The sequence below is a fragment of the Bartonella sp. MR63HLJHH genome (genome assembly GCF_042194155.1).
Classification (GTDB): domain Bacteria; phylum Pseudomonadota; class Alphaproteobacteria; order Rhizobiales; family Rhizobiaceae; genus Bartonella; species Bartonella grahamii.
In genome coordinates this window covers 101,154-124,022 of sequence record NZ_JBHIMN010000007.1, presented here as the reverse complement: position 1 = coordinate 124,022, position 22,869 = coordinate 101,154, and the positions used below count along the sequence as shown (strand labels likewise).

Below are 22,869 nucleotides of genomic sequence, written 5' to 3'. Positions count from 1 at the left end.
TAAGTTTGTTTTAGTTGAGAAATAGGTGCAGAGAGAAAATTATAGGACATTGAATTATCTTATTTTTATAATATTTATTGTTCAAATAGGTTGTTTTTATTCTCTATTATGAAATATTAATAGAGATCCTTAATTTGCGGGGATGAGTTTTTTTATTCTATTAATCTTCAACAGAATGTGCTGATTTTATAAGGAGTGGATTATGAGATATTCTTTTTGGGTGCGGATTTTTTTTGCAATTATGATGCAGATATCATTTGATCATGTATATGCTCATGTACCTCAAACACAAACAGAAATCACTCTTTCATTTGCTCCTTTAGTTAAAAAGACAGTTCCATCTGTTGTAAATATTTATGCAGCTCGACAAATTAGAGCACGCTCACCTTTTGAAGGGGATCCATTTTTTGAGCAGTTTTTTGGTCGTTTTCAAAATAATTTTCCTGTTCGCAAGCAATCGTCATTAGGATCAGGGGTGATTGTTGATGCACGTGGTTTGATTGTTACAAATTACCATGTCATTAAAGATGCAAGCGAAATTAAAGTGGCTTTTTCTGATGGGCGGGAGTTTGAGAGTAAGATCGTGCTCAAAGATGAAGCAACTGATATTGCAATTCTTGAAGTTGAGGAAAAAGATGCTCAATTCCCTGTTCTTTCTTTGGGAAATTCTGATGCTGTTGAAGTTGGTGATCTTGTTCTTGCTATTGGTAATCCTTTTGGTGTTGGTCAAACAGTTACAAGTGGTATTGTTTCAGCGCAAGCGCGTACACGTGTTGGGATTTCTGATTTTGACTTTTTTATTCAAACAGACGCTGCCATTAATCCAGGGAATTCTGGTGGCGCTTTAATTGATATGAAAGGTCAATTAATCGGAATTAATACAGCTATTTATTCGCGTTCCGGTGGTTCTGTAGGGATTGGTTTTGCTATTCCAGTTAATCTTGTAAAAGTGATGCTTGATACTGTTAAACGCGGTGGAAAATATTTTGTGCCGCCTTATATTGGGGCTTCTTTTCAAAATGTTACACCTGATATTGCTGGTGGTTTAGGTTTAGAACGTCCCTATGGTGCTCTGATTATTGAAGTTATCAAAGATAGTCCTGCTGAAAAAGCTGGATTGAAAGTAGGTGATGTTATTTTGAGTGTGCAAGGGGTACGCGTTGATAGTCCAGATAGTCTTGGGTATCGTTTGATGACAGCTGACGTTGAGCATAGTCTTGCTTTGGAATATTTACGAAATGGAAAAACTTTAAAAACACAAATAATAGTTTCATCGATATCAGAAACTGCATTTTTAAAATCTGAAAAAATCACGGGTGACAGTCCTCTTGCCGGTGCTGAAGTGTTAGATTTAACACCGCAAAATAGTCGACGTTTTCATCTTCCTATATCTGCAAAAGGGGTTGTGATTACCAACCTTGATGACATGAGCAATGCAGCTGGAATTTTTCAGTCAGGAGATATTCTACGTGTTGTAAATGGCCATAAAATTCAAACAGTTCATCAGTTGAAAAAGGTTCTTATGCAAGCTCGTTCGCGTACTTGGCAATTGGAATATGAACGTGATGGTATGTATATTCGCCAATTTATTCGTTGAGGTTTTTTTTGAAGAAAGATTTTTTTACTTCGTCTTTTGATTTTCAAGTTAATAAAAATCAGCCACTTGCAGAAAGAATGCGCCCTTGTTCTCTCAATGATGTTGTGGGACAAAAGCATTTGATTGGAGAGGATGGTTTGCTTTCACGTATGGTGGCAACTGGCTCAATTGGATCGATGATTTTTTGGGGACCTCCAGGGACGGGAAAAACAACCGTTGCACGTTTGTTAGCACTTGAAACAAATTTCGCGTTTGAGCAGGTTTCTGCTATTTTTACAGGAGTTTCTGAGCTTAAAAAGATTTTTGAAGTTGCGCAGAGGCGTTTTATATCTGGGGATAAAACACTTCTCTTTGTTGATGAAATTCATCGGTTTAATCGTGCACAGCAGGATAGTTTTCTTCCTGTGATGGAAGAAGGTACTGTGGTACTTATAGGTGCAACAACCGAAAATCCTTCTTTTGAACTTAATGCTGCTCTTCTTTCGCGTGCACGTGTTTTAACATTTCTTTCACATGATCATGAAAGTTTGGACATGCTTTTAAGGCGTGCTGAAGAAGTGGAGGGAAAAACTCTTCCTTTGGATAATGATTCCAGAGACGTTTTGATAGAGATGTCTGATGGTGATGCGCGGGTAGCGTTAACATTGGCAGAGGAAGTTTGGTCTATTGCACCATTGGGAGAGATTCTTGATGTTGTTGCTTTGCAAAAAGTTATTCAGCGTCGTGTGCCCATTTATGATAAAGGACGAGATGGGCATTATAATCTCATTTCAGCGTTGCATAAATCCGTTCGTGGATCTGATCCTGATGCTGCGCTTTATTATTTGGCACGTATGTTGGATGCTGGTGAAGATCCTCTCTATATTGGGCGAAGATTGGTTCGTATGGCCGTTGAAGATGTTGGTTTGGCGGATCCTCAAGCTCTTGTCATTTGTAATGCAGCAAAAGATGCCTATGATTATTTAGGATCACCAGAAGGAGAATTGGCTTTGGCGCAAGCATGTCTTTATGTTGCAACTGCGCCAAAGTCAAATGCAACATATCTCGCGTATAAAGCAGCACTGCGTTGTGCGCGCAAAAATGGCTCTTTATCACCTCCTAAGCATATTCTTAATGCTCCTACGAAATTTATGAAGGAGGAAGGGTTTGGAAATGGTTATTGTTATGACCATGATGAACCAGACGCTTTTTCAGGACAAGAATATTTTCCCGAAAAACTTGGGCGTCAGAGTTATTATAAGCCAGTTGAGCGTGGTTTTGAGCGTGAAATTGTGAAACGTCTTGAGTGGTGGAAACAATTGCGCAAAAAACGTAAAGATCAAAAATAAAATTTGAGTAGAAATACATGTTTTATTGATCTTGGATTTATTTTTTATCTCTTATGTTATTGTATGAGCAGTTTAGCTTATATTTTAAATATTTATTGCATTGCTCGTAGAGATTTTTTTTGATATCTTCAAAAGTGCATATTTTTTTATCAAATTTAAATGTGTTATTCAACTTTTAAGCTGCTTTATTTTTGTGGTGTTTATTAAATAATATAATTGATTTATAACGATAACTCACTGTTTTGTAAGTTGAATGAAAGTCCTAAATACCGTGAATTTTACTCATTCCAAGCTTGGTATTTGTTGAAGCAATCAAATCATTCGCTTGCATGTTATAAGCAGGATTAGCGTGTGATAAAAACTGTACAAGAAAGAACTAAAAATTCTTCTTATGAAGCGTCTCAAGTGCCGAGAGTTGTCGCAACATTGGGGGATGATAAATAGTGTGATGGTGCCGACTTTCTCATTCTTTAGTGTAAAGATGGTGGCTCCCAAAGGGCTTTACAGTATACCGCATTCATGGGTGTTGTCACGAAGTGAGCTTGGGGGTGTTGAGAGATGTTTCTTAAATCAAGTGCATGAATATGCAACACAATGGCGTTTTGTTCTTCGATGCGATAGGGGATGAGGTTGATTGATAATGCGTTTTTGTGTGATCAATAGCAGGAGAATTCTTAGTCACTTAAGTACTTAATCAAAGGGATAAGAAGAAGGGCTGTAGAACATTGTGTTTAAATTTAAATTGTTCCTTTTCTAGAGAGATATAAATATGTTAACTATGCTCTCATAGGGATATTATTTTATTGGAGTTTATTTTGTGTCATAAGATAAGCGATGCCAATTCTTTATTGTGATGGTCATGAATGTTATGGACATAATGTGGAGATAGGAATGGAAATAGTCTGTGAAAATCTAAACTCAAGCCTTTAGTTAAATTAAAAGTACAGTGTACACTTAGGTTTTAGGTTATTATGAATCGGTCAAGGATATAATCGTGGATAAAACAAAAGCTCTCGATGCTGCTCTCTCACAAATTGAACGTTCTTTTGGTAAAGGCTCGATTATGCGTCTTGGGCAAAAAGAGCAGGTTGTTGAAATTGAAACAGTTCCAACAGGGTCGTTATCCTTGGATATTGCTTTAGGGATTGGTGGATTACCGAAGGGGCGTATTGTTGAGATTTATGGACCAGAAAGTTCTGGGAAAACAACATTGGCTCTACATGCTATTGCTGAAGCACAGAAAGGGGGTGGAATTTGTGCTTTTATTGATGCAGAGCATGCGCTTGATCCTATTTATGCGCGTAAGCTTGGTGTTGATTTAGAAAACTTGTTCATTTCTCAGCCAGATACCGGTGAACAGGCATTGGAAATTACAGAAACGTTGGTTCGTTCTGGTGCAGTTGATGTGCTTGTTGTGGATTCTGTTGCAGCTTTAACACCGCGAGCAGAAATTGACGGTGAAATGGGTGATGCTTTGCCCGGATTGCAAGCTCGGTTAATGAGTAAAGCGTTGCGAAAATTAACAGCAGCAATTTTTCGCTCTAACTGTATGGTTGTCTTTATTAATCAAATTCGCATGAAAATTGGTGTGATGTTTGGTTCTCCCGAAACGACAACGGGTGGAAACGCTTTAAAGTTTTATGCTTCTGTTCGTTTAGATATTCGTCGCATTGGATCCATTAAAGATAGGGATGCAATCGTTGGTAATCAGACGCGTGTTAAAGTGGTGAAGAATAAACTGGCACCTCCATTCAAGCAGGTTGAGTTTGATATTATTTATGGTGAAGGTATTTCCAAAGTAGGTGAATTGATTGATTTGGGTGTCAAGGTTGGTATTGTGGAAAAATCTGGTGCATGGTTCTCTTATAATTCTCAGCGTTTAGGACAGGGGCGTGAGAATGCAAAGCAGTTTTTACGTGAACATGCGGAAATAGCTACAGAGATTGAAGCAGCTTTGCGCCAAAATGCTGGTTTGATTGCGATTGAATTGTTAGAAAATGCAGGGTCAGAAAATATAGAAAGTGATGAAACCATTTGATGGAGCGTTTTTTTCGTCTATAATTTTTTTCTGTTTTTTTGTTTGAGTTTTTAAATACACAGTCATTTTTTTCTCAATTTTTTAAAACAAATATTCCATTCTTTGATTAAATTGACTCCATGCTTGGCGAAGAGGATATTTAATGAGGGGGATTTTTCTTTTATGGTTTTGTGCTGTATTGAGCAGGTGTCAGTATGAATAGTGTTAATAATATTCGGTCAATATTTTTGGATTATTTTCATCGTAATGGGCATAAAGTTCTTTCTTCTAGTCCGCTTGTTCCGAGAAATGATCCTACACTTATGTTTACAAATGCAGGGATGGTGCAGTTTAAAAATGTTTTTACTGGACTTGAACAACCTCCTTATAAGCAGGCAACAACGGCACAAAAATGTGTTCGTGCGGGTGGAAAGCATAATGATCTTGATAATGTTGGTTATACGGCACGCCATCATACATTTTTTGAAATGCTGGGTAATTTTTCTTTCGGTGATTATTTCAAAGAAGAAGCCATTCTTTTATCATGGAATCTTTTAACGAAGGAATTTTGCCTACCAAAAGATAAATTGTTGGTGACAGTTTACCATAGTGATGATGTTGCTGCTGAACTGTGGCGTAGAATTTCAGGTCTTCCAGATGAAAAAATTGTCCGTATTGCGACGGCTGATAATTTTTGGTCGATGGGAGAAACAGGACCTTGTGGTCCTTGTTCGGAGATTTTTTATGATCATGGCGATGAAATCTGGGGTGGTCCTCCTGGAAGTATGGAAGAAGATGGCGATCGCTTTATTGAGATTTGGAATCTTGTTTTTATGCAATATGAGCAGATTTCTCAGGAAAAACGTGTTGATTTGCCTCATCCTTCTATTGATACCGGTATGGGATTAGAGCGTATTGCTGCTGTTTTACAGGGCGTTCATGATAATTATGACATTGATCTTTTTCGTGCATTAATTGCTGCATCAGAAGAAATTACAGGGATTGAGGCAAAGGGTGATTTTATTGCCAGTCATCGTGTCATTGCTGATCATCTTCGTTCATCTGCATTTTTGATTGCTGATGGTGTGCTTCCTTCTAATGAAGGAAGAGGATATGTTTTACGTCGTATTATGCGTCGTGCTATGCGTCATGCGCATCTTCTTGGTGCTAAAGATCCCTTATTGTGGCGACTTTTGCCTGCTTTAAACCGCGAAATGGGACAAGCCTATCCTGAATTGGTGCGTGCTGAATCTTTAATTTCAGAAACTTTAAGGTTAGAAGAAATACGTTTTCGTAAAACGCTTGAACGAGGACTTGGTTTGTTAAATGAAGCAAGTACCGATCTTAAAGAAGGAGATCATTTAAATGGTGAAGTTGCTTTCAAGCTTTATGATACCTATGGTTTTCCGCTTGATTTAACGCAGGATGTTTTGCGGCGTCGTGGAATATCTGTTGATGTTGATACCTTTGATAAAGCGATGGAACGTCAAAAAGAGGAAGCGCGTGCCAATTGGTCTGGTTCTGGGGAAGCTGTAACAGAAAAGATCTGGTTTTCTGTTCGTGATAAAGTGGGGGCTACAGAATTTTTGGGTTATGAAACAGAAACGGCTAAAGGCATTCTTACAGCTCTCGTGTGTGATGGTAAACTTGTTGATCATATTTCTTCAGGTCAGAAAGCTATGCTTGTTGTTAATCAGACACCTTTTTATGGTGAATCTGGTGGACAAATTGGTGATAGTGGTATCATTTCTGGTGAAAATTTTATTTTTGAGGTGCATGATACCCAAAGAAAGGGTGATGGTGTTTTTATCCATATTGGGGAGGTGAAATCTGGTCAGGCATCGAGGTCTGATTGTGTAGAATTAACCGTTGATGTTGTCCGTCGTAAAAAAATTCGTGGAAATCATTCTGCTACTCATTTGTTACATGAAGCTTTACGACAAGTTTTGGGATCTCATGTTACACAAAAAGGCTCTCTTGTATCGCCAGATCGGTTGCGTTTTGATTTTTCTCATCCAAAATCCGTTTCACCAGAAGAACTGAAAAAAATAGAAGATTTAGCAAATGAGATTATTTTGCAAAATAGTAGAGTGATAACGCGCCTCATGGCTGTAGATGATGCAATTTCTGAAGGTGCAATGGCATTATTTGGTGAGAAATATGGTGATGAAGTTCGCGTTGTTTCTATGGGGGAGCCACTTGAACAGCGAAGATTAAAAAAGCATTGGTCAATAGAGCTTTGTGGAGGCACACATGTGGAGCGAACAGGTGATATTGGTTTGATTCATATTTTTTCTGAAAGTTCTGTTTCAGCTGGAGTGCGGCGTATTGAAGCTTTAACAGGCAAAGAAGCACGTCTTTATCTTAGCCGCCAAGATGAACGTATTCATGAAATTGCTGATCTTTTAAAAACTTCTTCTGCTGGCGTGGAAGAACGGGTGCGAATTTTGCTTGATGATCGTCGTAAACTTGAAAAAGAATTGAATGATGTACGCAAGAAAATGATGTTGAGTGGTGGAATAACAGAAAGGAGCCAAGGTGATATTACCATCATCAATGGGCTTTCTTTTACCGGACGCGTTGTTAAAAATATTTTACCACGGGATCTTAAGGCGCTCGTCGATTCTGAGAAAAAACAAATCGGATCTGGAGTGGTTGCTTTTATTAGTGTCTCAGAGGATGGAAAAGGGAGTGCTGTTGTCGGCGTTACGGATGATTTAACGGATAAGTTAAATGCTGTTGATCTCGTTCGTATTCTTTCAGGTATGCTTGGTGGTAAAGGTGGAGGTGGCCGTCCTGATATGGCGCAGGCTGGTGGTCCTGAGGGGAACAAAGCTGATGAGGCATTTGCGGCACTAAAAGATTTTTTGGAAAAAATTAAAGAATGAAATCATTCTGCATAGGTGTTTCTTACATTTTTATATTGGGTTGGCGTCTAAGTATCACGAATATCTATCTGGTGTGTTGCTGAAATCAAGATACAGCGTAATTGGGGGAAAATCCAATTGTAAAGACAAAAACAGTGTTTGTCTTTATTATCACTGTTTCATTTGGCTTTGTAGCTTCCAAGCGTTTCAGGATTCACCGTTTTAAGATAAGATAGATTATGCAGCACTTCATGCTTTGCTATGTATTCTTTTACTAAGAAGACTAGTTATTGTGTTGCTCCTATAGATTTTTTTGAAGAAACATCTCTTTTTATGAAAGGGATAATACAAGATTTATTGCATACAATTATCCTTATAAAGTTATAAGCTGTCATTGTTCTATTAGTTTTCAAATAACTAAAATCCCTTTCCTTGAAAAGGCTTATAAAAGAGCTGTTGTGTTGTTTTCATTTTGCTTTTTATTTACAAGAAAACAATTTTTCGGTTTATCATTAAAAGGTTTTGAAAAGAATATTCTCCTATCTTTATAAATCTTTATTTCAAGTTATAAAATAATGAATTATCAATATAAATCAAAGGAATGTTACACAAATCTAAAGATTTAGATTAATTTCTAATTTATTATGATGAGATTGTATTAACTTATTGATTTATAATGATAATTTATCGTTTCAAATTCTGTGTATGTTAAATTAATCAAAATCACTCATGGATGTCGTTGTGAAATGGGCTTAGGAGCATTGAGAAATGTTTCTAAAAAAGCCATATGAATGTGCAAAACAATGACATTCTGTTCTTTATGAGAGGACTATAAAGAACGTGATAAACAAAAAGCAATACATAATATTTATTATTAAAAAGCTATTGCTTCAGTTCGTTTTGAAATTCGTAAAGCTGAGTTAAAAGAAGACGGTAAAACTGGAAGTTATTTTTACCTTTACATCTTTATATTTTCCCTAAATGAGAGTGTATACTCGTTAATACGCACAGATATAGGGCAATATTTTTGTCCCAATCTAGTAAAATTGTAATAGCAGAGAAAATACTAAATTGTTTTAATATCTGTCTTAAATACCTGAAATGGATTGTGGCATTTTTAGAAATCTTTTTACTTGCATTATACAAGCGCTCTTGTTGTATTGAGGAGGATTTTTTTGCATAAGATTTATGAAGAGTATCATTTTTATGATGCTATGGCTTCGTGTAAGGGGATAACATTTTCTCCTTCTTTTTCTGGTGGTTTGATTGTTAAACCACTTGCCTTTAAAAATTTAGAGAAACGCCCTCCTTTATCGATCAATTCTTGAAAGTTTCCTTTTTCCATTAAGTAACCATGTTCCAGAAAGAGTATCATATCAGCATTGCGTACTGTTGAGAGGCGATGTGCTATAATAAAAGTAGTGCGGTTATGGCGTATGGAATCGAGAGCATCTTTGACACGTGCTTCTGTTTCAACATCAAGAGCACTTGTTGCTTCATCTAGAATGAGAATAGGGGCATTTTTTAAAACAGCGCGTGCAATTGCTAGTCGCTGTTTTTCTCCACCTGATAATTGAGATCCTCGTTCGCCCACTATTGTGTTATAACAATCAGCTTTTTTTAGAATAAAATCGTGAGCTTCTGCTATTTTTGCTGCTTCATAAAGTTCTTCATTCGTTGCGCTCGTTTTTCCTATTGAAATATTGTCATGAATAGTACGGTTGAAAAGACCCGAGTCTTGAAATACTGTTGCTAGAGATTTGCGTAAAGATTCGCGATTGATCGAGCATATATTTATTCCATCAATGGAGATATGCCCAAAGGCAGGGTCGTATACGCGCTGCAACAGATTGATCAATGTTGTCTTCCCAGCCCCTGTTGGTCCTACAATCGCAACAGTTTGTCCTGCTTTAACCTCAAAGGAAACATCAAAAACACCTTGAGAAGAATTTGGGAATTTATAGGTCACGTGATGGAATTGTATGGCGCCTTTAACATTTTGAAGGGAAGGAAGATTTTGCGGTTCGTTGATATGAAAGGTTGAGTCTTCCATTTCAAAAAATTCTTGCAGTTTTGCTTGTGAGGATATTGCACAATTAATAAAATTACTCATTTGGTCTAGACGGCTAATCATGAGTTGTGCAAATCCAACAAAAGCAACAACTTCACCTACTCGTAATTGACCTTTTGCAACAAAAAAAGCTCCAAGGAGAAGAACACAAACGATTGAAATTGTTGAAGCCATTCGATTTAAGCCACTGGCCAGCGCCCACCAATTGAGAACAGGATTTTGTGCTTTAAGCAGAGCATTTGTATGTTGATGCAGTATAGAAGTTTCTTCTTCTATTCGGTTATAACTTTGTACAATGGAAACATTAGAGATTGAATCACTGACATGTTTAAAAAGGTTGTGGTGGTAGCATTCTACAGCGGCTTGTCCGTCTTTTGTTTTTCGCATCACTAAACGTGCAATTAATACGTAGATGATGGCAAGCACAACCAAGACTATTGAAAGACGCCAATTCATATTAAACGCTATGGGGATGAGAACCAATAAGGCGACAAGTGTTGAGAGGTGTTGGCGCATAAAATCAAGCCATATGGTTGACATGGAATCTATTGCGCGCAAAAGTGTATGGAGTGCGTTGGAAGTCCCACGTTGTTGATGCCAAATTAAAGGCATGGCAATGATACGTTCGAAAGATTCCGTTAAAACCGTTAAGCGGCGTCTATGGGCTAAGCGGTCAGCACCGCGAGCAACAAGGACATAAGCAATAATATGTGAAAGTCCAAAACAAACCCAAAGGGTAAGAGTAGGAATGATAGCTGATTTTTCTGAAATAGAATCAATAACACGTCCGAATAAAATAGGTTCTGCAATGGTGATAATAGCTAATATAACATTAGCGGTACAGATTAAAAGAGATGCATTTTTTTCTCTATTTAGGTAAGTGAGAACACGTGCATAGGTTTTGAATAAGGACACGGTTAATTATCTCCATTCGCTATTAAGCGTAAAGGCTGTTGATTTTTATAACGCTTAGTTTTTAGCTAATAGAATTTGACCGTTAAGAAAAGGCAATTTTGGATACTAACTGTAATATGGTGTGATAAAGCCAACTAAAATATGAATTTTTGTGTTTATAAAGGCGCAAAACAGATCAATAAAATTATCAGGTAAAAAATTTTGGGCAGAGAAAATTAACAGGTAAGGGAATTTTCATGGCAGGCGTAGAAATAAAAAAAGTTGAGGTAGATGAAAATGGAATGCGCTTAGATCGCTGGTTTAAAGTGCATTATCCAGGACTTGGTTTTGGAGCTTTGCAGAAATTGTTGCGTTCTGGTCAGATACGGCTTGATGGTGGACGTGTTAAAGCCGATACGCGTCTTTGTATGGGGCAAGCTGTTCGTATTCCACCTCTCCCTATTAGTGACAAGGAAAATCTTTCAATAACGGATAAAACACTTCGTGGGCAGGATGATGAAACCGTTTTGAAAAAAATGCTGCTTTATGAAGATCCAAAGGTATTTGTTTTTAACAAGCCAGCTGGGTTGGCTGTACAAGGAGGTTCTGGTTTAACACGTCATATGGATAGTATGCTTGAGGTATGGCGCAATAAAAAAGGTGAAAAGCCGCGTTTGGTTCATCGTCTTGATCGTGAGACGTCGGGTGTCTTTATTGTTGCGCGATCAAGGGGAGCGGCTCAGTCCTTAACAGCTGCTTTTAGAGCGCGAGAAACAAAAAAGACTTATTGGGCGTTGGTTCGGGGCGTGCCTAAAAAAAAGCAGGACAAAATTTCAACGTGGATGGTTAAGGAAATGACTGCACAAGGTGATAAAATGCGTGTTTGTGAACATGGGGAGCCAGATTCACATCATGCGGTTTCCTACTATCGCGTTTTAGATACGCGAGGGCGGGCTCTTTCGTGGCTTGAAATGGAACCCTATACAGGGAGAACACATCAGCTTCGTGTGCATGCTGCCTATATGGATCATCCGATCATTGGCGATACAAAGTATTTTTTTTCTGATAGTAATTGGACATTACCAGGAGGAATTCAAAACCGTCTTCATCTTCATGCACGTCGTATTCGTATTCCTCATCCTTCAGGAGGAATATTGGATATTGTTGCACCTTTACCGCCTCATATGGTCCAAAGTTTTAATCTTTTGTCTTTTAATGAGAGTGATGCTGAAACAGAGTAAAGAAACTTCATTTGTTCTTTTTGATTGATACAAATTTTGTCTATAAATTTGATAAGATGAATAGTGCATCATTTGGAGAAAGTTTTTGATAAGTAAATCGCTATAAGAAAATTGTGTTTTTGAGTGATGAAATTTTCGAATATTGTAAGTTTTCTTTCTACAGCTCTTTATCCATATTGATTGTATTGTTATTTTGGGATATGGTATGTTATTAATAATCTGAGTTGATGAAGCTGCTCCTTTGAATTATCTACAGAGGTCATATATTGGGGAGGCGTGTCTGTTGAGGGAGATGAGTTAGATAAAATCTGAAAGATATTTACTAAAATAGTGAAGGCGATTTTAATTTTTTCATGGGAGATAATTGAGGCATTTTATAGTAATGCTGAGGAAAAGTATCTTCTCAAGGAATTCCTTTTGTCAAGGAAGTTTGGTTTGTTATCAATGTTGTTTGATATGCTTATAGTATAGATTTATGCTTTGTATCTTTGTTTATATGAAGGTTTATTAGCAAAGTTCTTCTTTCAATGAGCAATTATTTTTCTACTTACTTAGTTTATCCAAAAGATTATCTTTCATAAAAGAAGAAATAAGTTTTTAGTATCTTAATGCTTCATTGAAGTGAACTCATCACATTGAAAAAATATCTAGACAAAAAATTGGAGATAAAACGTCAGGTGCGTTTTATTGCTCTAAGGAGGGCTTGAACACTTTTGTTTTGTCTAGTGAACAAAAACAGATATTTATTATGGGAACATTCAAAGGGGGGGATAAGTTGAAATTAGGAGTGACTGATGGGATCATTATTGATTGACGTTAATAACGTCTCAAAAATATATCGCAACATTGACAGAGGAATTGGTTTTAAAAACAAGGTGGTTTCTCTCTTCAAGCCGGTTTATACAAATCATCATGTGTTAAAAGATATGAGTTTTACCCTCTTTTCAGGGCAATCATTAGCAATTCTTGGCCCTAACGGAGCGGGTAAATCGACACTGGATTAAAATACTTTCTGGTATACAATATGCTGATGAGGGATGTATTAAAGTCCTTGGTGTTGATCCTTATAAAGCAAAAAAAGATCTGTTCAAGTCTTTGGGTGTGGTCTTTGGTCACAAGAATTGTTTGTGGTGGGATTTACCCTTACGCTACAGTCTGGATATGGTTCGACCATTATATGGTCTTGAACGCGCCTCTTTTACCCGTGATCTTAGAGAGATTACAGAGTTGCTGGGTCTTGAGCATATTATGGATAAGCCAGTGCGGATGCTTAGTCTGGGTGAGAGAGTGAAAAGTGAATTGGCATTTAATCTCTCCTTTAGACCTAAACTGTTGTTTCTCGATGAGCCAAGTATTGGTCTTGATATTACATCTAAGCATGAAATCAGGGAGCTTCTTAAAAAACTGAAAAGGGAGCGCGGCACAGGGTATATCATCACGAGTCATGATATGGGAGATATTGATGGATACGTTGATGATATTATTCTCTTGCATAAGGGAAAGAAACAGTTTCATGGCAATCTTCAAGCGCTTAAAAATGTCATTCCTTCTTTGGTGAGAATGACGCTTTTTTGTGAACACGTAGCTACATCTTCAACTGTTGTAGAAAAAATTGATGAGATTGCGTTGAAATCATCTACTTCTTTAAAGGATAAGCACTTTAACGCTGAAGAATGCTCGCTGGAGGTTTCGCTGCCCCGTGAGGATTTTGCGCGTTTTGTACGCGAAATTACAACCGAACTGAACTGTACGTTCTCTGTATCCACTCCCTCGCTTGAAGAGATGCTCCGTGTTAAATTTAAAGAATTTATCTAACCACTGCTTTGGTATGTTTCTTTTTGCCAAGAATGGATTACTCACTGTTCTAAGTGATAGAGTAATGTTTTTTACCGATATTATCATTGGGACACTTTCGCCATTTGTTATTCAACTTCTATTATGGAATGCACTTTTCTCTGATATGGGCAACACCATAAATGGCTTTAGCTTTCATGATATGATGTATTATTATGCTTTTGCTTTAGTCCTAGGACGCTTAAATAATGGTTATAATGTGATTAAGTTTTTCTCTCATCATGTTAAAGAAGGTCAATTAGAAGTATATCTTACAAAGCCCTTCAGTTATATGACACAAATGCTTTTTACTTTTTTAGGGGAGAGTGTATTATATAGCATCCCGTTATTGGCTCTTTTTGTTGTTAAGCTTGTTTCATCCTATGAAAATATTCTGGGATTGGTCATCGCTTTTCTATTCTTTTTTCTCATTGTTATTCTATCACAATTGCTTTGTTTTTTAATCTCTTTTGGAATTGCCTTATTAAGCTTTTTGGTGATTGAGTACAATATATTACTCTCTTTCAGTATTCTCAGTTCAGCGCTTCTTGGGGGTGTTCTTTTACCACCATCTTTTTGGCCGGTGTGGCTTATTCCGCTTATGCAATTTAATCCTTATCGTTTCATGATATCAGCTCCTGCCGAGTTTTTCGCGACGCAAAATTTAGCGTTGTTTCAGCAGTTTATTTTCGGAAGTTTTACTTATATTTTGTGTCTTTTATTCTTAATTTATATTGCTTGGAATAAAGGAATGAAAGCATATAATGGAGCGGGTGGTTGAGATGAAAATAATCCTTCATTTTATCAGCCTGAATATCCGCCGACAGATTGTTTATGGTAAGAATTTGGCTGGGGAGTTTATTCTTTCTCTATGCTATTATTTTATTCAATTCATATTTATTGATAGAATATCTTCTTTTTCAGGAAAGATCGGTAACTATAGCACAGATGAAATTCATTTTATCTTTGTTGTCTTTGTTTTACTTGGAATATTTTTGAATATTTTTACTAATTCTATTGAAACATTTTTTGAAAAAGTAGCGGATGGTAAAATTGAGCCATACTTGATAAAGCCTGTTTCAATCTGGTTGTTGATGTTGTTTGGTTGGTGTAAACCACTTAATCTGATCAAGCTCTTTGTTCTTTATGTTAGTGCCTATTTATTTGTATCATTACCGAATATATCCGATCTTAAGCTCAGATGGATCTCTTTTATTGTTGCAATATTTTGTGTTTTTATCGTCAATATTTGTTTTTTCATGATGTTTAATTTTATAACATTTATTATTAGCCGTAAGATGCCTGTCGAATATTTTCATGAAATGATTTACGAGCTGTCATTTGTACCAATAGGCATTTATCCTTTAAGCATCGTAAAATGGTTTTTGTTTATGCTTCCTATGGCTTTTTCTGCTTCTTTGCCCGTTTCACTGTTATTTGGTAAAGGCGAATGGAATATTGGATATCTTCTGTTGAGTACTTTTCTTTTTATTGCTATGACTTTCATAAGTTTAAAAAAACAATTCGTAAATTTAATGGATTAGGGGGATGATATAAAAGTCAGAAAGTTATAATCGTGGAAGACAATGAACTTTATTAAAGAACTTTATTAAAATTATTCCGCGTTCTTGTAGAAACGAGAGGCTGTGAAATCGTCAAAATGTGTAATGTCCTTATGGCATTAGATTTGGCGCGTTCACCAAAAGTTATCTCTTATTGTATCTGATTTAGCTTTTTCAATCAAAGAGCTAAGCTGGAGTTTACGCTAATTTTTTTACTAGGACAGCTATTTCTTCCTAATTTATAATAATGCAAATAATTTTATCAGAATCTTTCAATAAAGTATTTTTTTGTTTTCTGTAAATTTTAAAAATATTTATCTTACTATATTATATAAAAAATAAAAAACAGTACGTGTAACTAAAAAACAACACGTTGGTATTTTTTGTACTGTAATACCATAATAATATTTATGATAATAAAACTAAAATTATAATAAAAACAATAAAATAATTCTAATTTAATACATTTTAGCATTAAATTGTATAATATAAAAACACAAATAAAATAATTGACAAACTTAAGATAAATATGTAACGTGTATATTGTAAATGTAATATAATATAAAAATAGCAATTAAAATAAAATTATTAATTAAAGTTTTGTATTATATTTTTTATTATAAGAAGATAAATATACGTTATCGATAGATGATGTAATGTTTTCTATTTAGAGGGGGTGGTAAAGAAAATTTATTTTATTAAACATTGTAATAGGTGGTTATGATGAAAATATTTAAGCATTGTATAGTATGTGTGGTTGCAGTCGCTATTTTCTTTTCACAGGTTTTAGGAGCCAATGCCGATTCTTTAAATGGTAGATTTCAAAATGCTGGTTTCATTTCTGTAATGACACAGGAAAATAGAGTTATTAAAGCTGTTGATATGATTATTAGCCAATTTGGAGGACAAGGGGCTGAGAAAAATGTCCAAAAAGTCGCAGGTTTAATGGGGATGGAGGCAGCGATTTTTGGTTTAATCGCATATCTTGTATATTTCTTTACTAGAAAGCCACCGAGTCCCGGAAGAACGACAGGTGGAAGAACATTCGATGCTTTTGCTTATAGTGCATGGGCTTTGAATTAAAAGATATTTTACTTGATGAACTTTGAATTATTCTGTTGTTGAATATTTTATATAAATAAACCGTGATATTTAATCACGGTTTATTTATATTTTACTCTTAATGATATTGATAAGTTTATCCTTAAGATATTGTTTGGGGGATGGCAGTATATGGCACATTAAATTTAACTAATCAGCTATTTTAAAGACTACTTAAATTTTTTCCTCTTTAAAATACGCATTTGAGCTAAGTTTGTGGCTGATATTTTTTTATGATGAAAACGCGAATGCATTAATTGAGATATCCATAAACTTTGCATATTAACTCAAAAAAATATACGGTAATACAATCTTACAACTATTTGTTGGTTTCATTTTTATGAAATGAAAAAGCATAGTGATGAGTATTACAAATGTTTGCGTAAAAAGCTTTTATTGGAAGCTTTTAGTCTCTTTGTGGTTTACAATTTTTTTTATCATTTTATCTTAAGCAAAGAGAATGTAGATTCATTCCTATTTTGTTTAAGAAGGGTGGAAGTTATACTAATGTCAAAAAAAGTCATGATCGTGGAAGATAATGAGCTTAATATGAAGCTATTCCGTGATCTCGTAGAAGCGAGTGGCTATGAAACCATTGAAACGCGGAATGGTCTTATGGCATTAGATTTGGCGCGTTCATCAATGCCATCCCTTATCCTTGTGGATATCCAGTTGCCAGAGGTCTCTGGAATAGATGTTATTAAACAATTAAAAGAAGATGAAGAACTAAGATCGATTCCCGTTGTTGCTGTAACAGCCTTTGCTATGAAAGGGGATGAAGAACGAATTCGTGCAAGTGGATGTGAAGAATATATGTCAAAACCTATTTCTGTCCCGCATTTTATCACAATGGTAAAGCATTTCTTGGATTGAAGCTTGTTAAGTAATGATAGAAAAAGACATTGAAAAGCTTATGAGATAACTAAAGTTATATTACAGATATTTTGTATTCTAGCACGTGGATATGTCTATTAAAAAAATACAAGTTTTTAAAAATTGAAACTGAGCTTTTGAATTTTTTGATCTATTTTTTAGCTCTTGTCTAAGGAGAATCGGTTGTTTTGCATTCTTATTTTCTTCTAACCGGTGTAAATTTTTCTCTACTAAAAATCTGTTTTAGCAGTTAAAAAAGCCCCGTTTTTGTCCGAGGCTTTATGCATTGTACAAAAAATGAAATTAACGCTTTGAGAATTGGAAAGAACGACGTGCTTTTGCTTTACCGTATTTTTTACGTTCAACAACACGGCTATCACGGGTGAGAAAACCACCTTTTTTCAAGATTGAGCGAAGTTCTGGTTCGTAATAGGTTAAAGCTTTGGAAATGCCATGGCGCACTGCACCAGCTTGTCCGGAAAGACCACCACCTGCAACGGTTGCAATAATATCAAACTGGGTATCCCTGTTTGTTGCAACAATTGGTTGACGAAGAATCATTCTAAGAACAGGACGAGCAAAATATTTGTCAAATTCCTTATTGTTGATCGTGATTTTTCCAGAACCTGGTTTAATCCATACGCGTGCAACAGCGTCTTTACGCTTTCCTGTTGCATAAGCACGTCCTTGTGAATCAAGCTTTTGCACGTGGACAGGAACAACATTTTCATGTGTTTCTGTAATACTTGTTACTATGCTAAGCTCAGAAAGAGAATTAATTTCAGCCATAATCAAGCAATCCTTTTGTTTTTGCGGTTTAAAGCACCAACGTCAAGAGATTCAGGCTGTTGTGCTTCATGTGGATGTTGGCTTCCAGCGTAAACACGTAGATTCTTCAATTGACGGCGACCAAGGGGACCACGAGGAATCATGCGCTCTACCGCTTTTTCAATAACGCGTTCGGGAAAACGCCCCTCAAGAAGTTGACGTGCTGTACGTTGTTTGATTCCACCAATATAGCCGGTATGCCAATAATATTTTTTATCCGTATATTTTTTGCCAGTGAGAGCTATTTTATTTGCATTAATGACAATAACGTTGTCACCATCATCAACATGTGGAGTAAATGTAGCTTTATGTTTGCCACGTAAGCGGTTAGCAACAAATGTGGCAAGACGACCTAAAACAAGGTTTTCTGCGTCAATAATAACCCATTTTTTCACCACTTCAGTTGGCTTTTGTGAAAAAGTTGCCATAGAAGTATCCTTTATTAGAACCCTTTTAATATAAGGGAATTTTTACTGTTTTGCGTTGAAAATTGTTACCATAGCGAAATATTTAACGCATACTACTTGCTCTGATATAATGTCTTTTGATTGACGTCAAGAGAAAATAAAAACTTTATAAAACAATATGTTATGATAATGGTATTATAATACCTCATTAAAAGAAGTTTGTGTACCATTTAAACTTAAAATGAATGTTGCAAAAGACTATTTTATCTTTACCGCATGATTGTATTTTATCTTTCTTCATTATAAAATAAGCAATAATGCAGTGGTCTCGTTATTTTCTCAATGTTGAATCTTCTGCTTGTGGTCAAGCTTGGTTAGATGCCCTTGATGTTCAAGGGATAAATAATGCGCGCGCTATTTCCCAAAAATTTGGTTTTCCAGATCAGTTAGCTCGAGTACTTTCAGCAAGAGATGTGGATGAAGCTGAGGCTGTTGCTTTTATTAATCCAACATTACGTACGCTTATGCCTGATCCAGAAAGTTTTAGGGATATGCAATGCGCTGCAGAGCGTATTGTTAAGGCTCTTCTCAATCAAGAACAGGTTGCTGTTTTTGGTGATTATGATGTTGATGGTGCTTGTTCTTCAGCACTCATAGCGCGTTTTTTTCGTTATTTTGGTATTGAAGTCAAAATTTATATTCCTGATCGTATTGTTGAAGGCTATGGTCCGAATGAACAAGCAATGAGGATGCTTGTGCAAGAAGGTGCTCGGTTAATTATCACTGTTGATTGTGGCGCAAACAGCCCAGATGCGGTAAAAGCAGCGAGGCTTGCTGGTGCTGATGTTGTGATTTTAGATCATCATCAAATGTCAGAGATTCATCGAGAAGCCGTTGCTCTTGTCAATCCTAATCGTCCTGATGATTTTTCTAAACAGGGGCATTTATGTGCAGCGGGCGTTGTTTTTGTTACGTTAGCTTGGGTTCATCATTTGCTGCGGAAAAAACAATTCCAAGGGCAGCTGCCTGATCTTTTAAGTATGCTTGATCTTGTTGCATTGGCAACCATATGTGATGTCGTTCCATTACAGGGGGTTAACCGTGCTTTTGTGATAAAAGGGCTTCAAGTTGCTCGTTCTATGCATAATCCAGGAATAACAGCTTTAACAAAGGTTGCACGAATAGGGGAGCCGCTTAATAGTTTTCATTTTGGTTTTTTGTTAGGTCCTAGAATTAATGCAGGAGGGCGCATTGGTGATCAAGCTTTGGGAGCACGTTTGCTTAGCTGTGAGAATAAAGATGAAGCGGACAGAATAGCAGAACAATTAGATCGGCTTAATCAAGAACGCCAAGAAATGGAGAACATTCAATTAACACAAGCGGAATCTTATATTGCTTCTCTTTATCAAGATCAAGAAATACCCTTGTCACTTGTAATTTCTCATAAAGAATGGCATCCGGGAATTATTGGTATTCTTGCTTCCCGTCTCAAAGAGCGTTTTTTTTGTCCTGTTTTTGCTATTGCTTTAAAAGAAGATGGAAATGGCGTAGGGTCGGGACGTTCAATTAATGGTATAGATTTAGGAGCACTCGTTCGTGAAGCTGTTACATTAAATTTATTAGAAAAAGGAGGGGGACATAGTATGGCAGCAGGAATTACAATTCAATCAACAAAAATTGAAATCTTTCGAAAATGGCTAGAAGAAAAAGTTTCTTTAAGGGTTTCTGAGTTGCATGCTAAAAAGTCTCTTAGTATAGATGGTTCTCTTTCTGCTTCTGGTGTTAATGAAGCGCTGTTTGAGTTGCTTGAAAAAGCAGGGCCATTTGGGACAGGGAATGCAACACCTGTTTTTGTTCTTCCCTCTCATCGATTGGTGAATCTATCTGAAGTTGGTAAAGGACATCTTCGCCTCATTGTATCTAATGTTGAAGGAAAAAAACTGCAAGGAATAGCTTTTCGTGCTGTAGGGACATCGCTTGGTGATTTTCTTTTTGAAAATATTGGTGAGATGATTCATTTAGCTGGTCATCTTAGTTTGAATTATTGGAATGGAACGACCAATCCGCAACTGCGTGTGATTGACGCAGCCGCAGTGGTTTGAAAGGGATATTTTTTACATTAGATGTCTAGATTAGAAGCAAAAGTAGAATTTTCTTGTATGAAACGAAATCGTGCTTCTGGTTTTGTTCCCATGAGACTTTCTACAGTCTTTTTCGTTTCTTGCATTTCCACGGCATCAATAGAAACACGAAGCAATGTACGTTTTTGAGGATGCATAGTCGTTTCTTTAAGTTGTTCCGCGCGCATTTCACCCAGCCCTTTAAAACGCCCGATTTCGACTTTAGCTTTTCCAGTAAATTCAGTTTTGAGTAATTCATCCTTGTGAATGTCGTCACGAGCATAAGCAACTTTTCCTCCTTGCGATATTCTATAAAGGGGAGGGACGGCGAGATATAAATGTCCCTGATGAATAAGGTCAGGCATTTCTTGAAAGAAGAAGGTAATGAGCAGTGACGCAATATGAGCACCATCAACATCAGCATCTGTCATGATGATAATACGTTCATATCTGAGATCTTTTTCACGATACTTGGAGCGTGTTCCACATCCAAGAGCAAGGATAAGATCGCTAATTGTTTGGCTTGAGTTCATTTTTTCATGTGCAGCACTGGCGACATTTAAGATTTTACCACGAAGAGGTAAAATTGCTTGGTTTGCTCTATTTCTTGCTTGTTTAGCAGATCCTCCTGCAGAATCCCCTTCAACAATGAATAGTTCAGCACCCACAGCATGGTTCTGGCTACAATCTGCAAGTTTACCGGGCAGACGTAATTTACGGACAGCAGTTTTTCGACTTATTTCTCTATCTTGGCGTCGTTTAACACGTTCTTCAGCACGTTCAATAACCCAATCGAGAAGTTTTGTTGCTTCTTGCGGGGAATTTGCTAACCAATGATCAAAAGGATCGCGGATTGCATTCTCAACGATACGCTGTGCTTCAATGGTTGCTAATCGATCTTTTGTTTGTCCAACAAATTCAGGGTTACTGATAAAGACTGAAAGTATTGCGGCTGTTGAAATCATAATATCGTCAGACGTAATAATTGTTGCGCGCTTGTTTCCTATTAACTCAGCGTAGGATTTCAATCCACGCAAAAGAGCTTGACGTAATCCTATTTCGTGTGTTCCGCCTTCTCCTGTAGGAATCGTATTGCAGTAAGATTGCACACAAGAATCACCACCATGCCAAGCAATAGCCCATTCAACGGAGCCATGGCCATTATTTTGTTGTGTTTTGCCAGAAAAAACTTCTGATGTTACTCGATATTCATCTTTTAGTGACGAGAGTAAATAGTCTTTAAGCCCATTGGGAAAATGAAAAACAGCTTTTTCAGGAATATTTTTTGCGCTTTCAAGTATGACGGGATCACAAGTCCAGCGAATTTTTACGCCACCAAAAAGATAAGCTTTGGAGCATGCCATCTTATAGATTTTTTCTGGATCAAAAGCTGCTTTTTCACCAAAAATTTCACGATCAGGATGAAAACGAACGCGCGTACCACGACGATTATAAACATCTCCTAGATCTTCCAATCCAGATTGAGGAATACCGCGTGAGAAACGTTGGCGGTAAAGTTTTCGTTCTCGTGCAACTTCAACTTCCATATCATCAGAAAGAGCATTGACAACAGAAATTCCTACTCCATGAAGCCCACCCGCAGTTTGATAAGCCTTTCCATCAAATTTTCCCCCTGAGTGGAGTTGTGTCATAATAACTTCAAGAGTAGATTTCTCAGGCATTTGAGGATGATTTTCGACAGGAATACCACGTCCATTATCTGTAACGGTTATATAACCGTTCCTATCTAATGAGACCTCAATAAAATCTGCATAACCCGCAACAGCTTCATCCATTGCGTTATCAATAATTTCGGCAAATAAATGATGAAGCGCTTTACTGTCTGTTCCACCAATATACATTCCAGGGCGTAAACGTACGGGCTCTAAACCCTCAAGCACTCGAATAGAGAGGGCATTATAGTCATCTTCTTGCGTATCTTTTGCACTTTTTTTTGAAATCATCGCTTTTGATTTCATTGGAGACTGCAGAGTGTTTTCTTTTGTATTTACCCGAGATTGGGCTTTATTTAAAACACTAAAAAGATCCTTTTTGTTATCGCTCATAGCGTTTAACTATCTACCTCATAAAATAAAATATTTATTAAAGTAATTTTATGCCTGTTTTTTA

15 protein-coding genes and 1 pseudogene are annotated in these 22,869 nt (G+C 36.6%); 12 read left to right on the top strand and 4 right to left on the bottom strand.

The features are described 5' to 3' along the window. Positions 1 to 202 precede the first annotated feature (202 nt). From ACFIKQ_RS06195 to alaS, 4 genes are all read left to right on the top strand, one after another. The gene (locus tag ACFIKQ_RS06195; protein ID WP_375635847.1) at positions 203 to 1,597 is read left to right on the top strand and encodes a DegQ family serine endoprotease; all 1,395 of its coding nucleotides are present in this window, start codon (positions 203 to 205) and stop codon (positions 1,595 to 1,597) included. A gap of 8 nt (positions 1,598 to 1,605) precedes the next feature. Further along, entirely contained in the window at positions 1,606 to 2,925 is a 1,320-nt protein-coding gene (locus ACFIKQ_RS06190; protein ID WP_375635848.1) for a replication-associated recombination protein A, read from the top strand. 994 nt (positions 2,926 to 3,919) lie between these two features. Beyond that, on the top strand, positions 3,920 to 4,963 hold the full coding sequence (recA, locus tag ACFIKQ_RS06185; protein WP_375635849.1) for a recombinase RecA: 1,044 nt from the start codon (positions 3,920 to 3,922) through the stop codon (positions 4,961 to 4,963). A 194-nt stretch (positions 4,964 to 5,157) separates the two neighbouring features. Continuing rightward, the gene (alaS, locus tag ACFIKQ_RS06180; RefSeq protein WP_375656137.1) at positions 5,158 to 7,830 is read left to right on the top strand and encodes an alanine--tRNA ligase; all 2,673 of its coding nucleotides are present in this window, start codon (positions 5,158 to 5,160) and stop codon (positions 7,828 to 7,830) included. A gap of 1,183 nt (positions 7,831 to 9,013) precedes the next feature. On the opposite strand, the gene ACFIKQ_RS06175 is transcribed toward alaS, so the two are convergent. After that, positions 9,014 to 10,795 (bottom strand): glucan ABC transporter ATP-binding protein/ permease, encoded by a 1,782-nt coding sequence (locus ACFIKQ_RS06175; RefSeq protein ID WP_375647664.1) that lies wholly within the window; start codon positions 10,793 to 10,795, stop codon positions 9,014 to 9,016. A 236-nt stretch (positions 10,796 to 11,031) separates the two neighbouring features. Here ACFIKQ_RS06175 and ACFIKQ_RS06170 point away from each other — a divergent pair, with 236 nt between their 5' ends. The 7 genes and pseudogenes from ACFIKQ_RS06170 (at position 11,032) to ACFIKQ_RS06140 (ending at position 17,384) form a co-directional block, all read left to right on the top strand. Next, positions 11,032 to 12,015: an RluA family pseudouridine synthase gene (locus ACFIKQ_RS06170; protein WP_375635852.1), complete on the top strand. Its 984-nt coding sequence runs from the start codon at positions 11,032 to 11,034 to the stop codon at positions 12,013 to 12,015. A gap of 794 nt (positions 12,016 to 12,809) precedes the next feature. Further along, a complete protein-coding gene (locus ACFIKQ_RS06165; protein WP_375635853.1) occupies positions 12,810 to 13,019 on the top strand; it encodes an ATP-binding cassette domain-containing protein in 210 nt (69 codons plus the stop codon). Beyond that, complete coding sequence (locus ACFIKQ_RS06160) at positions 12,982 to 13,830, top strand: ATP-binding cassette domain-containing protein (protein ID WP_375635854.1); 849 nt, start codon at positions 12,982 to 12,984, stop codon at positions 13,828 to 13,830. The genes ACFIKQ_RS06165 and ACFIKQ_RS06160 overlap by 38 nt, the downstream gene beginning before the upstream one ends. Further along, complete coding sequence (locus tag ACFIKQ_RS06155) at positions 13,805 to 14,629, top strand: ABC-2 family transporter protein (protein WP_375635855.1); 825 nt, start codon at positions 13,805 to 13,807, stop codon at positions 14,627 to 14,629. Before ACFIKQ_RS06160 ends, ACFIKQ_RS06155 begins: the two co-directional genes overlap by 26 nt. After that, a pseudogene (locus tag ACFIKQ_RS06150) lies at positions 14,613 to 15,400 on the top strand (ABC-2 family transporter protein). The gene ACFIKQ_RS06155 and the pseudogene ACFIKQ_RS06150 overlap by 17 nt, the downstream one beginning before the upstream one ends. A 733-nt stretch (positions 15,401 to 16,133) precedes the next feature. Continuing rightward, entirely contained in the window at positions 16,134 to 16,493 is a 360-nt protein-coding gene (locus ACFIKQ_RS06145; RefSeq protein WP_375635927.1) for a hypothetical protein, read from the top strand. Positions 16,494 to 17,018: 525 nt separating this feature from the next. After that, the gene (locus ACFIKQ_RS06140; RefSeq protein WP_015856546.1) at positions 17,019 to 17,384 is read left to right on the top strand and encodes a response regulator; all 366 of its coding nucleotides are present in this window, start codon (positions 17,019 to 17,021) and stop codon (positions 17,382 to 17,384) included. Positions 17,385 to 17,687: 303 nt separating this feature from the next. On the opposite strand, the gene rpsI is transcribed toward ACFIKQ_RS06140, so the two are convergent. Together rpsI and rplM are read right to left on the bottom strand one after the other, a co-directional pair. Next, on the bottom strand, positions 17,688 to 18,173 hold the full coding sequence (rpsI, locus tag ACFIKQ_RS06135; protein ID WP_015856545.1) for a 30S ribosomal protein S9: 486 nt from the start codon (positions 18,171 to 18,173) through the stop codon (positions 17,688 to 17,690). Positions 18,174 to 18,175: 2 nt separating this feature from the next. Beyond that, positions 18,176 to 18,640, bottom strand: coding sequence for a 50S ribosomal protein L13 (rplM, locus tag ACFIKQ_RS06130; RefSeq protein ID WP_375635857.1), 465 nt, complete (start codon positions 18,638 to 18,640; stop codon positions 18,176 to 18,178). Between the two features lie 296 nt (positions 18,641 to 18,936). Between rplM and recJ the strand changes: the two genes are divergently transcribed. After that, positions 18,937 to 20,721 carry a single-stranded-DNA-specific exonuclease RecJ gene (recJ, locus tag ACFIKQ_RS06125; protein WP_375656136.1) on the top strand — a complete coding sequence of 595 codons (1,785 nt, stop codon included), beginning with the start codon at positions 18,937 to 18,939 and terminating at the stop codon, positions 20,719 to 20,721. Between the two features lie 17 nt (positions 20,722 to 20,738). Here the strand turns inward: recJ and parE are convergent, their stop codons facing one another. Beyond that, positions 20,739 to 22,805, bottom strand: a complete 2,067-nt coding sequence (gene parE / locus ACFIKQ_RS06120; RefSeq protein WP_375635859.1) for a DNA topoisomerase IV subunit B — start codon at positions 22,803 to 22,805, stop codon at positions 20,739 to 20,741. Positions 22,806 to 22,869: the final 64 nt, after the last annotated feature.

Excerpts from the sequence above, each read along its gene's own strand:
- ACFIKQ_RS06165 (WP_375635853.1), top strand. The coding sequence starts at position 12,810 with ATGGGATCATTATTGATTGACGTTAATAACGTCTCAAAAATATATCGC.
- parE (WP_375635859.1), bottom strand. The coding sequence starts at position 22,805 with ATGAGCGATAACAAAAAGGATCTTTTTAGTGTTTTAAATAAAGCCCAA.
- ACFIKQ_RS06145 (WP_375635927.1), top strand. The coding sequence starts at position 16,134 with ATGAAAATATTTAAGCATTGTATAGTATGTGTGGTTGCAGTCGCTATT.
- rplM (WP_375635857.1), bottom strand. The coding sequence starts at position 18,640 with ATGGCAACTTTTTCACAAAAGCCAACTGAAGTGGTGAAAAAATGGGTT.
- recJ (WP_375656136.1), top strand. The coding sequence starts at position 18,937 with ATGCAGTGGTCTCGTTATTTTCTCAATGTTGAATCTTCTGCTTGTGGT.
- alaS (WP_375656137.1), top strand. The coding sequence starts at position 5,158 with ATGAATAGTGTTAATAATATTCGGTCAATATTTTTGGATTATTTTCAT.
- ACFIKQ_RS06170 (WP_375635852.1), top strand. The coding sequence starts at position 11,032 with ATGGCAGGCGTAGAAATAAAAAAAGTTGAGGTAGATGAAAATGGAATG.
- ACFIKQ_RS06140 (WP_015856546.1), top strand. The coding sequence starts at position 17,019 with ATGTCAAAAAAAGTCATGATCGTGGAAGATAATGAGCTTAATATGAAG.
- rpsI (WP_015856545.1), bottom strand. The coding sequence starts at position 18,173 with ATGGCTGAAATTAATTCTCTTTCTGAGCTTAGCATAGTAACAAGTATT.
- ACFIKQ_RS06195 (WP_375635847.1), top strand. The coding sequence starts at position 203 with ATGAGATATTCTTTTTGGGTGCGGATTTTTTTTGCAATTATGATGCAG.